The organism is Sinomonas sp. P47F7 (assembly GCF_049332655.1).
In the GTDB taxonomy this organism is placed as follows: domain Bacteria; phylum Actinomycetota; class Actinomycetes; order Actinomycetales; family Micrococcaceae; genus Sinomonas.
In genome coordinates this window covers 3696234-3709092 of sequence record NZ_CP186327.1, presented here as the reverse complement: position 1 = coordinate 3709092, position 12859 = coordinate 3696234, and the positions used below count along the sequence as shown (strand labels likewise).

Annotated in this window: 13 protein-coding genes; 10 read left to right on the top strand and 3 right to left on the bottom strand. The window is 71.2% G+C overall.

Annotated features, from left to right (window positions below; all coding sequences use genetic code 11):
* Positions 1-80: 80 nt before the first annotated feature.
* The 7 genes from ssd to ACOKR1_RS17365 all read left to right on the top strand — a co-directional run bounded on the left by ssd (position 81) and on the right by ACOKR1_RS17365 (position 5202).
* Positions 81-1283, top strand: a complete 1203-nt coding sequence (ssd, locus tag ACOKR1_RS17395; protein WP_422934176.1) for a septum site-determining protein Ssd — start codon at positions 81-83, stop codon at positions 1281-1283.
* Entirely contained in the window at positions 1280-2461 is a 1182-nt protein-coding gene (locus tag ACOKR1_RS17390) for a TadA family conjugal transfer-associated ATPase (protein WP_422934175.1), read from the top strand. Before ssd ends, ACOKR1_RS17390 begins: the two co-directional genes overlap by 4 nt.
* Positions 2458-3213, top strand: a complete 756-nt coding sequence (locus ACOKR1_RS17385) for a type II secretion system F family protein (RefSeq protein WP_422934174.1) — start codon at positions 2458-2460, stop codon at positions 3211-3213. Before ACOKR1_RS17390 ends, ACOKR1_RS17385 begins: the two co-directional genes overlap by 4 nt.
* Positions 3210-3806, top strand: a complete 597-nt coding sequence (locus ACOKR1_RS17380; RefSeq protein WP_422934173.1) for a type II secretion system F family protein — start codon at positions 3210-3212, stop codon at positions 3804-3806. Before ACOKR1_RS17385 ends, ACOKR1_RS17380 begins: the two co-directional genes overlap by 4 nt.
* A gap of 204 nt (positions 3807-4010) precedes the next feature.
* Entirely contained in the window at positions 4011-4418 is a 408-nt protein-coding gene (locus ACOKR1_RS17375) for a DUF4244 domain-containing protein (RefSeq protein ID WP_422934172.1), read from the top strand.
* A 98-nt stretch (positions 4419-4516) separates the two neighbouring features.
* Positions 4517-4837 carry a TadE family type IV pilus minor pilin gene (locus ACOKR1_RS17370; RefSeq protein ID WP_422934171.1) on the top strand — a complete coding sequence of 107 codons (321 nt, stop codon included), beginning with the start codon at positions 4517-4519 and terminating at the stop codon, positions 4835-4837.
* Positions 4834-5202: an Rv3654c family TadE-like protein gene (locus tag ACOKR1_RS17365; protein WP_422934170.1), complete on the top strand. Its 369-nt coding sequence runs from the start codon at positions 4834-4836 to the stop codon at positions 5200-5202. Before ACOKR1_RS17370 ends, ACOKR1_RS17365 begins: the two co-directional genes overlap by 4 nt.
* Positions 5203-5252: 50 nt before the next feature.
* Here ACOKR1_RS17365 and ACOKR1_RS17360 read toward each other — a convergent pair whose 3' ends face one another.
* Together ACOKR1_RS17360 and ACOKR1_RS17355 are read right to left on the bottom strand one after the other, a co-directional pair.
* Positions 5253-7613: a DEAD/DEAH box helicase gene (locus tag ACOKR1_RS17360; RefSeq protein WP_422934169.1), complete on the bottom strand. Its 2361-nt coding sequence runs from the start codon at positions 7611-7613 to the stop codon at positions 5253-5255.
* 75 nt (positions 7614-7688) lie between these two features.
* Positions 7689-8375 (bottom strand): GNAT family N-acetyltransferase, encoded by a 687-nt coding sequence (locus ACOKR1_RS17355; protein WP_422934168.1) that lies wholly within the window; start codon positions 8373-8375, stop codon positions 7689-7691.
* Positions 8376-8492: 117 nt separating this feature from the next.
* Between ACOKR1_RS17355 and ACOKR1_RS17350 the strand changes: the two genes are divergently transcribed.
* Positions 8493-9437, top strand: coding sequence for a rhodanese-related sulfurtransferase (locus ACOKR1_RS17350; protein WP_422934167.1), 945 nt, complete (start codon positions 8493-8495; stop codon positions 9435-9437).
* Here the strand turns inward: ACOKR1_RS17350 and ACOKR1_RS17345 are convergent.
* Positions 9427-9957: a hypothetical protein gene (locus ACOKR1_RS17345; RefSeq protein ID WP_422934166.1), complete on the bottom strand. Its 531-nt coding sequence runs from the start codon at positions 9955-9957 to the stop codon at positions 9427-9429. The genes ACOKR1_RS17350 and ACOKR1_RS17345 overlap by 11 nt on opposite strands.
* Before the next feature lie 241 nt (positions 9958-10198).
* On the opposite strand from ACOKR1_RS17345, the gene ACOKR1_RS17340 reads away from it, so the two are divergent.
* The gene (locus ACOKR1_RS17340) at positions 10199-11863 is read left to right on the top strand and encodes a DUF7059 domain-containing protein (protein WP_422934165.1); all 1665 of its coding nucleotides are present in this window, start codon (positions 10199-10201) and stop codon (positions 11861-11863) included.
* 62 nt (positions 11864-11925) lie between these two features.
* The gene (locus ACOKR1_RS17335) at positions 11926-12702 is read left to right on the top strand and encodes an ArsR/SmtB family transcription factor (protein WP_422934164.1); all 777 of its coding nucleotides are present in this window, start codon (positions 11926-11928) and stop codon (positions 12700-12702) included.
* Positions 12703-12859 lie beyond the last annotated feature (157 nt).

The following is a 12859-nucleotide window of genomic DNA, read 5'->3' as shown; positions in this document are numbered from 1 at the left end:
TCGCCCACGGAGTGTCGTCCACATGCCGGCGGAGTGCACTCCCGCCGACGAGCCGCAGTCGGCAGGGTGGAGGCATGGTCATGGCACAGCAACATCCCCCAACGGCGGACGCCGCGTGGACGCCCGAGGACGCCGTCGTGATGTGTGTGACGGGCGATCCGATGCTCCTCGAGGACTGCGCACGGGTCGCCGCGGTCGCTGGGGCGAGGCTCGAAGGGTCCGCTGGGTTCGGAGACGCCCCCGCGGTATGGGGCGAGCGGCCGCTCCTGCTCGGGGCCGACGTCGACGACGTTCCGCCGCGCCTGCGCGGCGACCTCGTGCTCGTGGGGCGCTCGTCCGAGCGTGAGCGCTTGTGGGGGCGCGCGGCGGAGATGGGCGTCGAGCACGTTGCCGAGCTGCCCGAGGCCGCGGGGTGGCTCGTCGAGTTCCTTGGCAGGCGCCGCATCCGCGCGGCCGAGGGGGCCGTGCTCGGCGTGGTGGGCGGGTGCGGCGGAGCTGGGGCAAGCACGACGGCGGCGCTCCTCGCCGCTGCGGCCGCGGCGCGAGGTCACGCGACCGTGCTCGTCGACGGAGACCGCGTGGGCGGCGGGCTCGAGCTGTGCCTCGCCGACGAATCGCCGCCGGGTCTCGCCTGGCCAGATCTCGCCGCGGCGAGCGGGAGCATCAATCCCGACCAGCTCGCGGCAGCGCTCCCCGTGGTGGGCGGCCTCACGCTCCTCTCGTGGCCCGCGGGGACCGGCCCGGCGGCGCCGATGGCGTCGGCCGCGAGTTCGGGGGTGATCGAGGCCGCACGGCGGGCGTTCGAGCTCGTCGTGGTCGACGTGGGGCGCGGTCGGGAGGGGATCGAGGAGTTCGGCTGGGCGTGCGAGCGCGTCCTCGTGGTGGTGCCCGGGCGGCTGCGGGCCGCGCTCGCAGGGGCACGCGTCGTTCAGGAGCTTCCGCCCGTGCCGGCCGGCGTGCTCGTTCGGGGCGGCGTCGCGGAAGGAATCGACCGTGAGCGGCTCGCGGAGGTCGTGGGAGCACCGCTCGTCGCACGCCTTCCGGAGCTCCGGTCGGTCCGCACGGCGGCCGAGTCGGGCCGCCTCCTCGAGCTCGCCAGAACCCGGCACGTGAGGAGAATGGCGGCCGACGTCCTCGACGGATTTCTTGCGCCGGCTGAAGCGGACGGCGTGCTAGCCCCGCGCATAGCTGAGGCGGGCTCGGCTGGGGCGCGCTCGGCTGGGGCGCGCTCAGCCCGGGCCCGCCGCGCGCGGCGGACCCAGAGCGTGGTCGGCGCGGCATGAGGAGCGCGAAGCTCGTCGACGCTGGCCTCCTCGACTCCGTCCGTCAGCGGGTGCTCTCGGAGCCGGGAGCGGTGACACCGGCGCGCATCGCGGCGGCCGTCCAGGAGAGCGGCAGGCTCCTCGGGACGGCAGGCACCCTGGCCGCCGTCGAGCTCATCACGGCCGAGCTGAGCGGCCTCGGACCCCTGCAGTCCCTCGCCAAGGACCCCGAGGTGACCGACATCTTCGTCAACGGCCCTCGCGATGTCTGGTACGACGGCGGGCAGGGCCTCGAACGCTCGGCCGTCGAGTTCGCGTCCGAGGAGGCCGTGCGGGCGCTCGCGGTGAGGCTCGTGGCTGCCGGCGGGCGCCGGCTCGACGACAGCAGTCCGTGCGTTGATGTGCGCCTTGCCGGAGGCTATCGGGTCCACGCGGTGCTCCCCCCGATCTCGGCGCACGGAACACTGCTCTCCGTGCGGATCCGGCGAGAACGAGTCTTCGGCCTCGACGAACTGGAACGGCTCGGAACGGTACTGCCCGAGCAGCGGGAAGTGCTCGAAGCCATCGTGGACCGGGGGATCAGCTACCTCATCAGCGGAGCGACGGGCTCGGGGAAGACCACCCTGCTCAGCACGCTGCTCGGCCTCTCACGTCCCTCCGAACGGATAGTCCTCGTCGAGGACGCCGCCGAGCTCAACCCTGACCACGGCCACGTGGTGGGTCTCGAGGCGCGGCACACCAACGTGGAGGGCAGCGGATCGGTCGATCTTGCGGATCTCGTCCGGCAGGCCCTTCGTATGCGGCCGGATCGTCTCGTGGTCGGCGAGTGCCGCGGGGCGGAGGTCCGGGAACTCCTCGCCGCGCTCAATACGGGGCACAGCGGCGCCGGAACGATTCACGCCAACTCGGCCGAGTCTGTGGGCGCGCGGCTTGCGGCGCTCGGCGCGCTCGCGGGATTGTCCCCGGATGCCACCGCTCTCCAAGCCGGGAGCGCCCTCGGGGCCGTCCTCCATCTCGATCGAGCTTCGGGAGGACGGAGGCTCCGGACGATTGCCGTGGTCGACGAGCAGGGGAGCAAGCTCCGGATCGAGCCGGCGCTCGTCCGGTGCCCACGAACGGACCAGATCGAGCACGGCCCCGGCGGGTCTCGGCTCGCGGACCGGCTCAGGGGCCCAAGCCGCAGGGTGGCGGCGGCATGAGCGGGGCCCTGCTGGTCTTCGCCCTGGCCTTCGCCGGCGCGCTGCTCGTGCGGCGGCCGGCGCCCAGACTCGCGGGGCGCGTGGTCGAGCCCGGTCAGTCGCGACGCGAGCGGCTCCCCCGGAAGCGGAATGAGGGCTCGGACAGCGAGATGCTGCACGAGGCCTCGATCATGGTCGCACAGCTCGCCGCCCTCCTGCGCGCGGGCCGATCGCCCGAGCAGATGTGGGCCCAGGCGTCCCACACGAGTCCGCCTGACGCAGCCGGCGTACTGGCCGCGGCGGCGCGAGCCTCGGCCGCAGGGGTCTCGGTCTCCCAGGCGATCCGCGAGGCGGCGGGGCTCATCAAGGCGGGAGCCACCGGTCTGCATTCGGCCGGGCGGGCGCGCCACCACGGGCTGCAGGAGGTCCTGCGCTCCGTGTGGGGCGATGTGGCCGCGTGTATCGAGGCTGCAGAGGAGTCGGGATGCCCTCTCGCCGGCGTGTTCGATCGCCTCGCGGCTCAGCTCGAAGCAGACGCCGATGCCGCGGCGGCCCGCGCCACCGCGCTCGCCGGGCCGAGGGCGACGACCCGGATCCTGAGCTTCCTCCCTCTGGTCGGCCTTGCGATGGGCGCGCTCCTCGGCGTCGACCCATGGGGCGTTCTCCTCGGGACGCCATGGGGAGGCGCGTGCCTCGCGGCGGGACTCGCGCTGACGCTCGCTGGACGGGTCTGGTCCTCTCGCCTCGTGGCCGCGGCGGGAGCGGTCCGATGAACGGTCCGTGGGGAGCGGTGGCCGCGATCGCGGCGTTCGCCGCGTGGTGCGTGGCGGTTCATCGCCCACTGCGCAGGAGCCTGCCCGCCATCGGCCTCGCATGGTCGCGGAGTCCTGCGGTGTCGAGTCTGCGGTTCCGTAGCGGGCCGTCGCCGGCAACGGCCAGAGCCGGGTCCCTCGACGCGCCGCTCGCCCTCGAGCTCGTGGCGGCGATGCTTGAGGCAGGCTCGCCCCTCGCGCGGGCTTTGAGGATCGTGGCTCGCGTGTCCGGCGGCGAGACCGGAACCGTGGGCCGGGCGGCGGCGGCCCTCGAGCTTGGAGTTGCGTGGGACCAGGCGTGGGCCGGAGAGCATGATGGGCAGGATGGCCGGGAGATCCGGCGTGCCCTGGCTTTCGCCGCGGCCACGGGCGCACCATCGTCCGAGCTCATCTCGGCGCGCGCTAGGTTCCTCCGGCGGAAGCGGCACCGCGAGCTCGAACGGCAGGCAGCAGCCCTCGGAGTGCGACTCGTGGTGCCGCTGGGGGCCTGCTCGCTCCCGGCGTTCCTCTGTCTCGGAGTCGTGCCCGTCCTCATCTCGATTATGCCGGGATGACGCTCTACGCACGTGTGGGGCACGCACCTTCAGAGTTCCCGCCGGGCCCAGCTGGGCCCAGCGGGCGTCGCGACCCCGGGGGTTGCGACTGGTCGGCGCATTTGGCGCTGGCCGCGGCGCCGGACTGTCCGGCGCCCGGACCGCAGGAGAGTCCGGCACCGAGAGGGACGCCGGACCATCCATGCCACGACAAATGGGGGAGCTATGTCCAGTGAAACCACCGCCGCGCGAGTCCTTGATTCAGCGGGAGTTGAGCCCCACGTCTCCGACGTCGTCGAGCTCTATCCGGGGGCCTCGAACGCGGCGGCGGTCGAACAGCCGCGCCCGCCAATGCCGCCGGGCCGGGACAGGGAAGATGCGCCATCGCGCTCGTGGGTGCTCCCGGACCCGAGTTCTTTCCGGGGATGGCGACGGCGCGTGCGGGCTCCTCGTCACCGCGTGCGAGCGCCCCGTCACCGGATGCGAGGTCAGGAGGGGATGGCGACCGCCGAATACGCGATCGCGACCTTGGGTGCTGTGGCGTTTGCGGGGTTGCTCGTCGTGATCCTTCGGAGCGAAGAGGTCAGGGGATTCTTGCTCAATATCATTCGCTCGGCACTCTCGATCCCGTGAGGCCGATCCTCGGCGCTCGCGGCCCGGCGCTTTCACTCTGCGCTGCGGGTCCGGCTAGTTCGCCCTGCGCGGCAGACCCGACGACCTCTCGCGGCGCCGTGACGGCCGAATTCGCCGTGGGGATCCCGGCGGTCATCCTGCTCCTCGGCGCCCTCCTGACCGCGGTCGCGGCCGGGGTCGCTCAGGTTCGGGCCGAGGAGGCCGTGCGCGCGGCGGCACGGGAGTTGGCCCGCGGCGAGCCGGCCGCAGTCGTGGCCGCCACGGTGCAGCGGATGGCGGGCGACGGCGCGGCGCATGAGGTGACGCCTGGCCCCGGGACAGTGACGGTGACGGTCCGGATCGCGGTGCCCGGGCCGCTGGCCGCCGCGGGCCTTGCGGCGTCGGCCTCCGCGGCGCTGCCCGTTGAGTCGCCGTCATGAGGAGCGGTCGGGGTGCCCGGACCGACGCCGAGCGCGGAGCTGGAACGGTTCTGTCCCTCGGGCTCGCGCTCGTTGTCATCCTGGGTGTCGTGGCGTGCGTGCTCGTCGCTCAGGGCTTTGCGGCTGCGGCGAGGGCCTCCTTGACGGCGGACCTCGCTGCGCTGATGGCAGCGGACACCGAGCGCGGACTACGCCCCGGTCAGGCTTGCGGGGTCGCAGAGGAGGTGGCGCGGCTCAATAATGCCGAGCTTGCCGCATGCGAGGTGGAGCACCCGGCCGAAACCGTGCGAGTCGTCGTTCGGGTTGCCGCCCCAGCGCCGTTGGGTGCGGCCGAGGGGCGCGCCCGGGCCGGGCCTCCCCGGTGACCCGCCGTGTGCCGCACCGCGCGAGCTACGCCATCAGAGGGATCAGCGGGCTACCAAGGTGCGGTTCCGGGCGCCACTTTCGCCCGGTCGGCCTCTTTGAGGAGCGCTCCGAGCAGGAGAACTGCGGAGGCCTTGTCGAGCGGGTTGTTCTTGTTGCCGCATTTGGGGCTCTGCACGCACGAGGGGCAGCCAGACGGACACTCGCACGCCTCGATTGCCGCCTTGGTAGCCGAGAGCCATTCCCGCGCGCGCTCGAAGCCCCGCTCGGCGAAGCCAGCCCCTCCGGGATGGCCGTCGTACACGAAGATCGTCGGCTCCTCGGTGTCTGCGTGGAGCGCCGTGGAGACGCCACCGACGTCCCACCGGTCGCTCGACGCGACGAGCGGCAGCAGCCCGATGGCCGCATGCTCGGCCGCGTGCAAGGCGCCGGGGAACTGGGCCTCGATGAGACCCGCCGCGAAGAGGGTGCGCACATCCATGGTGAACCACACCGACTTGGTGAACAGGTCCCGGGCCCCGAGATCGAGTGGCTCCTCGCCGAGCACCTCGTTCGAGATGAGCGCCTTGCGCTGGAAGGAGACCACTTGGGTCGTCACCTTGACCTCGCCGAAGTGGACGCCCACCGGCCCCCACGTCTCGGAGCGCTCCTCGGCGAGGACCTCGATCTGGGTGATATCGCGCGCCGTCGTGTAGTAGTCGGGGTTGACCCTCCTGACTACCACGGTGTGCTCAGCCTCGTTGAGCTCCTCGACCAGATAGCTTGCGCCCTGGTGCACGTAGATCGCGCCGGCGTGCGCTTGGTAATGGGTCTGCGGGGAATCCATCGACCCGAGCACCTGCCCGGTCTCGGACTCGATGATCTGCACGGGTCCGCCGCCATCGGACCTCAGGCTCACCATCCCGGCCGCGCTCTCGGGGTGCGTCCAGTACCATCCGGAGGGCCGCTTGCGCAGGAGTCCCTGACGTTCGAGCTGCCCAAGGATTCCCTGCGCCGCGGGGCCGAAGAGCGCGAGATCAGCCTGCGTGATCGGCTTCTCCGCAGCGGCCGCGCACAGGTGGGGCCCCAAGACGTAGGGGTTCGACGGATCGAAGACGGTCGCCTCGACCGGCACGTCAAAGATCGCTTCGGGGTGATTCACGAGGTAGGTGTCGAGCGGGTCGTCGCTCGCGACGAACGCGGCGAGTGCGTCTTGCCCCGCGCGCCCGGCCCGCCCGATCTGCTGGAACAACGACGCGCGGGTCCCCGGCCAGCCGGCGACGAGAACGGCGTCGAGGCCCGAGACATCGATGCCGAGCTCGAGCGCGGACGTGCTCGCGACGCCGAGCAGCTCGCCCGTCCTGAGCCGCCGCTCGAGTTCGCGGCGCTCCTCCGGCAGGTAGCCGGATCGATACGCGGCGACGCGGCTCTGGAGGCTCGGATCCACCTCGTCGAGATGGCGTTGGGCAATCGAGGAGATCGCCTCGGCCCCGCGCCGCGACTTGATGAACGCGATCGTCCGGACATGGGCCGCCACGAGATTGGCCAGGAGGTCGGAGGCCTCGGCGACGGCGGTCCGCCGCTGCGGCGCGCCGTTCTCGCCGCGAGCCTCGGTGAGCGACGGCTCCCAGAAGGCAACCTCCGTGGCGCCGTGCGGGGAGCCATCGTCGGTCACGGCAGCAACAGGGGCCCCGATGAGCCGCGCGACGGACGTCTCGGGCTCGGCGGTCGTCGCAGACGCCGCAATGAAGACCGGCTCCGCGCCGTAGTACGCGCACACGCGCCGCAGCCGCCTCAGCAGATTCGCCACATGGGAGCCGAACACGCCCCGGTAGCTGTGCGCCTCGTCGATCACCACATAGCGAAGGCGCCGGAAGAACGAGGACCACCACGCGTGGTTGGGCAGGATGCCGAAATGCAGCATGTCCGGGTTCGCGAGGACGACGTTCGCGTGGTCCCGGATCCAGCGCCGCGCGGCCGGATCGGTGTCGCCGTCGTAGGTCTCGGCACGCACGGTCTTGAGACCGAGCGCGCGAATCGCGGAGAGCTGGTCGGCCGCGAGCGCCTTCGTGGGGGAGAGGTAGAGCACCACCGCGCCGTCGTCGTGGATCCGCCCAGGCTCGTCCAGCACGCGCAATTCTGATCGGTGGACGGCATCAAGCGCTGGGAGCTGATACGCGAGCGACTTGCCGGAGGCCGTGCCCGTCGCGATGACGACGTGACGTCCCTCATGCGCGAGCGATGCTGCCTCGGCCTGATGCGTGTACGGCTGGCGGACCCCTAACCGCTCGAACGCGGCGACGAGGTCGGCGTGCACCCACGCTGGCCACGGCGTGGTGCGGGCGCTGCGCGCCGGGATGAGGCGGACGTGGCGGAGCTGCTCAGGCTGTGGGCTGCGCCCAAGGAGAGGAATGAGGGAATCGTGCTGCGCCACTCAAGCATTCTGTCAGTTCGAGCAATCCGCCAGCGCGGCGGAGGGAACGAGCGCGCGAGCCCGCGCGCGGCCGGCTCAGTCGCTGAGCGACGGGCCGTCCGGGTTGCTCGGGTTCTTGAGCATGAGAACGCCGGAAACGTCGCTCCACCCGAGGTGGTGGTACAGGTGCTGCCCATCAATCGAAGCGATGAGCAGACCCTGGTCGGCGCCGTGCTCGCTCACGGCCGCCGTGAGCGCACGCATCACAAACGAGCCGAGGCCCCGGCGCCGGAAGTCCGGCTCGGTCGCGATCCGGTCGAACACCGCGAATCCATCCGCCACGGCGACGTGACCGCTCGCGGCCAGGTCGCCGTCGTCCGTAGCTACGGTGACCGTGGCGGAGCGCTCCTCGATGTCAGTGGTGAGCTTGAGCTCGTCGTCGTTGAGCCAGGGCGCTTCGACGTCCTTGCCCTCGAAGTCCATGATCATGAGCTCTTGGTCCGCGCCGAGCACGTCGAGCCCGTGCCGCTCGGCAAGGGACCGGAACCGCAGGTGGTCGTCCGTGAGGATCGTCAGGATGCGCGCTGCGCTGGCCGCGGTGAATTCGGCGAGGCGCGCGAAGTCGTCGTCGCTGGGATCGGCAGCAAAGGCCACCCAGTCGCTGGTCCGGTCGGTCAGCTGGGCCGCCGGAAAGCCGCCGACCCGCTGAGTCGGGTAGTGGCGCGACGAGGCCCAGCCCTCCACCCACGTGGCCAAAAGTTCTTTGAGCTGTGCCTCTGCCATAGCCATGACCATACCGGTACCCGGGGCTTGGCGATAACCCTTGTGACGGAACTGTCATCCCATGGCAACCCGGCCGCCACGAACGGTCGCAGGCGGGCTCTCGGTACCCTAGAACACGTGGCTCTGCACCGAATCGTCCTCTTCTACTGCTTCACTCCGCTGGCCGATCCGGAGGCCGTCCGGCTGTGGCAGCGCACGCTCTGCGAGGGCCTCGGATTGCGCGGGCGCATCATCCTCTCCGAGCACGGGATCAACGCAACCGTGGGTGGCGAGCTCGACGCCGTGAAGCGCTACGTCCGCACCACGAAGGAGTACCCCGGGTTTGCCAGGATCGACGTCAAGTGGTCGGCGGGCGGAGCCGAGGACTTCCCGCGGCTGAGCGTCAAGGTGCGCCCCGAGCTCGTTTCCTTTGGCGCGCCCGAGCAGCTCATGGTCGACGGCGATGGCGTGGTGGGCGGCGGGACGCACCTGAGCCCGCAGGAGCTTCATGAACTCGTCGACGCGCGGAGAGCGGAGGGCCGCGACGTGGTCTTCTTCGACGGCAGGAATGCATTCGAGGCGCAGATCGGCAGATTCAAGGGGGCGATCGTGCCGGACGTCGACACCACACGCGACTTCGTGCGCGAACTCGACTCCGGCGCCTACGACGAGCTCAAGGGCAAGCCGGTGGTCACGTACTGCACGGGCGGGGTGCGCTGCGAGGTGCTGTCAGCGCTCATGCGCAGCCGCGGGTTCGAGGAGGTCTACCAGCTCGACGGCGGGATCGTGCGCTACGGCGAGACGTTCCGCGACGAAGGCCTGTGGGAGGGTTCGCTGTACGTCTTCGATCGGCGCATGCGCCTCGAGTTCAGCGACGGCGCGGCCACCTTGGGCCGGTGTGCGCGCTGCGAGAGCCCCACGAGCGACTTCCACAATTGCGCCAACCCGGCGTGCCGCGAGCTGACCCTGTTCTGCGCCGCGTGCGCTGCGGGACCCGAGGAGCTGCGCTGCCCGCGCGGGTGCGGCGAGGCGGCGGCGGAGCCGACCGCCGAAGAGGCGGCCGTCGGCGCGCTCAACGCCTGACAATTCTGAACGCGTAGGCCGAAGGGAACCTCCCCGTCGCGGAGACCCGCACTTCGGCCACCGAGTCGGCTACGACCACGAACGCGCGAGTCCACTGCGTGCCGCACGCGTAGTCCGTGTCCACCAGAGCGGTTCCGGCGATCGTCAGGCTCAAGTGTGCCGTCAGGGTGCCGCGGCACGTGTAGACGACGAAGAGGGTCCCGGTCGGAACGACTGCGCTCGCCAATATTGGCTGCTCCGGGACCGCCAGCCCGTAGCCGAACGCGTACGAGACTCCGTTCGTGTCCGGAAGCGTCTGAAGGGCCCACGAGGACATCATCTCGGCTGTCCAGTCCTGGGGTGGCGGCTCCGTCGCCGTCGAAGCGGGCGGCTGCGGCAGGTACCGCGGAGTGGGCTGAGCGGACGACGGCGAGCGCTCGCCGAGGGGCGGCAGGCCGTCGTCGTACGTGTAGGCGCATGACGCGAGCATGGGGGCCGCGGCGAGCAGCGCGGCGCAAACCAAGGCGACTCCCGACCCCATGGATCGGGACTTCGGACGCGGCCGCCGGCGCGGCATGCTCCACCTCCTCGAACCCCACTTCCGATCATCCGCCGGAGGGGAATGGCGCGCCAGACGCGAAACGGCGCGCGGTGAGGGCTAGCCGCGGTATTCCGGATCGAGCAAGCACGGAGGTTATCCACATAGCGCTTTCCGCGAGGCTTGGCGGTCGGTTCGCGCGATAGCGTGGAGGCACACCCACGGTTCACTGAAGGAGACCCCTTTGCTTGAAGGAGACCCCGTGATCGACGGCCTCGATTCGGCTGCCCGCGTCGCGGACGCGCCGCGCTCGGACGATCTCGGCCTCCTTCGGGCGCTCGCGGAGGATGCGCGCGCCCTTGGATACACGGTCGACGGCGTGGCCGAGCTCCTCGGCGATGCGGCCCATGCCGCGCTGTCGAGAGACCAGATTGTGCCCGCGCTCGTGGCGACCGAGCGCGCGATCGAGGCCGGTCCGACCGGCGGCCCGAGCGGGGTCCCGACCGACGACGGACGACGGCGGGCGGCGCTCGCCGCCGTCGTGCGTTTCTTTCTCCTGGGCTGCGAGAGCACCGCCGAGGCGCTCGATGGCGCTCTCCCGACCATCGGGGCCCAAGGCCTGCTCGCGCTGGGGCTCGCGGAGGCGGCCGGCGGGGGGCTCCTGCGCGCGGCGGTGGATCTCCGCCCGTACGCGTGGGACGAGGGCGAGGGGGAGGTGCGCCTGTGGGTCGCCTCGGACCTCGCGGCCCATCAGCGTCCCGGCGTGCTCCGCAAGGACCACGTCCTCGGGATCGGCCACGCCTCGGCCACGCTCGTCCAGTCCACGGCCCGCCGCCCCGTCGAGACGGCCCTCGACCTCGGGACCGGGTGCGGGATCCAGACCTTCCACCTCCTGCGCCACGCACGCCACGTCGTCGCGACGGATATCTCGGCCCGCGCTCTCGCGTTCACGCGCTTCAACCTGCTCCTCAACGCCGGCTCCTTGGAACTCGACCCGGAACGCCCCGACGATCGCGTGGAGCTTCGGCTCGGTTCGCTGCTCGACCCCGTGCGGGGCGAACGCTTCGACTTCGTCGTCTCGAACCCGCCGTTCGTCATCACGCCCCGCGAGCACGGGGAGACCGCGGAGGATCAGTTCACATACCGTGATGCCGGGCTGCCGGGGGACCAGCTCGTGGCCGGCCTCGTCTCGAGCCTCGGCGAGGTCCTCGCGGAGGGCGGGACCGCGCAGCTGCTCGGCAACTGGGAGGTTCGGGCTGGGGCGCCGTGGCACGAGCGTGTCCGGTCGTGGGTTCCCGGCGGCCTCGACGCGTGGGTTCTGCAGCGCGAACTCCTCGGCCCGGAACAATACGCCGAGACGTGGCTCCAGGACGCGTCCGAGCAGCGTGATGCGGGCGCGTACGCGCGGCGGTACGCGGCCTATCTGGACGACTTCGCCTCGCGCGAGACGAGCGGAATCGGCTTCGGCCTCCTGTGGTTCCGCCGACCCCGCACCGGCCAGGCGCGCCTGGACCGATTCGAGGAGCTGACGCATCCGCTCGAGCAGCCGATCGGCCCCCACTGGCAGTCGGCGGTCGAGCGCGCAGACTGGCTCGAGGGGCTCGGGGGCGGCGGCTTCGCGGAGTCGCATCTGGTGGTGGCGGACGATGTCACGGAGGAGCGCCATCAGCGCCCGGGCGCCGAGCACCCCGGAGTCATCCTCCTGCGCCAGGGGGCCGGATTCCGGCGGACCGCGCTCCTCAGTACGGAGCAGGCGGGCTTCGTGTCCGCGTGCGATGGGGAGCTCTCGGCCGGGCAGATTGCGGCAGCACTCGCGGCGCTTCTGGACCGTAACGATGTCGAGTTCAAGGACGGACTGTTGCGCGAGATCCGCGAATTGACGGCAGACGGGTTCCTTATGAAGGCATAGTTTGACATCCTTGAAGAGATGTGGCGTAAATAACAGCCACACCCCACGAAGTAAGAAGCTACATGACCGACAAGAAGCGCAGTCCCCGCACCGAAAACCCCGTGCGGATCACGGACCCCAAGGCCATCCGGGCCCTCGCTCACGGCGCCCGCCTCGCGGCGATCAACGAGCTCTACTCAAGCCAGAAGAGCTGGACGGCCACCGAGCTGGCGGCGTTCACGGGACTCACTCCCAGCGCCATGAGCTATCACCTTCGTGCGCTCAAGAAGTGGGGCATCGTCGTCGACGCGCCGAACGACGGCGACGGCCGAGAGCGCCGCTGGAAGGCCGCCGGAACCGATCTCAATCTCGACACGGCGACCACGGGCCAGACGCCCGGGCTCGCGATCGTGGACATGGAGCTCGACGCGCTGCGCAAGCGCATCGCGAGCCACGCGAAGCACCGCGATTCGGCGCGACGCCGCGGAGAGCCGGACGAATCGCCGGTCATGATGGTCTCCGGCAACGTGCTGAAGTTGAGCCTCGAGCAGCGGGCCGAGTTCAAGCGCCGTATGTCGGAGCTTCTCGACGAGTTCGACCGCGCGACCGAGGAAGCCGGGGAGGGCGCGGACATCGCGCCCGAGACCGAGCGGATGTACGTCCTGTGGTCGATGCTTCCCGAGGTGCGAGAGGCGGCGCAGTCCGCCCGCAAGCCGGCACCGCGCCGCTCGCCCGGGAAGGCGTCGGAACACCCTGGCGCCGAGGGCGGTTCCCCCGCGGGCGCGCCGCTGCTCGAGGAGTCGAGTGCCGCCTACCGCGAGCACGAGGGCGGCGTGAACGCCCTCGAGTCGACCGCCTGACGCAGCGGGGTCGTACCGGCCATCGTGTCGGGGCTTGGTCGCGGGAGACTTGTCCACAACGGAGGCTGCACTTGCGCGTCCGGCGCCATCGTATGGTGAACTAGGGACTTGCGCGTCGGCACCAGAGTGGTGCGGCGTCGCGGCGTCGTCGTCGGTC

Bases quoted from the DNA above. Each gene is read 5' to 3' on its own strand.
- ACOKR1_RS17365 (WP_422934170.1), top strand. From the start codon at position 4,834: ATGAGGAGCGGTCGGGGTGCCCGGACCGACGCCGAGCGCGGAGCTGGA.
- ACOKR1_RS17380 (WP_422934173.1), top strand. From the start codon at position 3,210: ATGAACGGTCCGTGGGGAGCGGTGGCCGCGATCGCGGCGTTCGCCGCG.
- ACOKR1_RS17390 (WP_422934175.1), top strand. From the start codon at position 1,280: ATGAGGAGCGCGAAGCTCGTCGACGCTGGCCTCCTCGACTCCGTCCGT.
- ACOKR1_RS17355 (WP_422934168.1), bottom strand. From the start codon at position 8,375: ATGGCAGAGGCACAGCTCAAAGAACTTTTGGCCACGTGGGTGGAGGGC.
- ACOKR1_RS17375 (WP_422934172.1), top strand. From the start codon at position 4,011: ATGTCCAGTGAAACCACCGCCGCGCGAGTCCTTGATTCAGCGGGAGTT.
- ACOKR1_RS17335 (WP_422934164.1), top strand. From the start codon at position 11,926: ATGACCGACAAGAAGCGCAGTCCCCGCACCGAAAACCCCGTGCGGATC.
- ssd (WP_422934176.1), top strand. From the start codon at position 81: ATGGCACAGCAACATCCCCCAACGGCGGACGCCGCGTGGACGCCCGAG.
- ACOKR1_RS17345 (WP_422934166.1), bottom strand. From the start codon at position 9,957: ATGGGGTCGGGAGTCGCCTTGGTTTGCGCCGCGCTGCTCGCCGCGGCC.
- ACOKR1_RS17385 (WP_422934174.1), top strand. From the start codon at position 2,458: ATGAGCGGGGCCCTGCTGGTCTTCGCCCTGGCCTTCGCCGGCGCGCTG.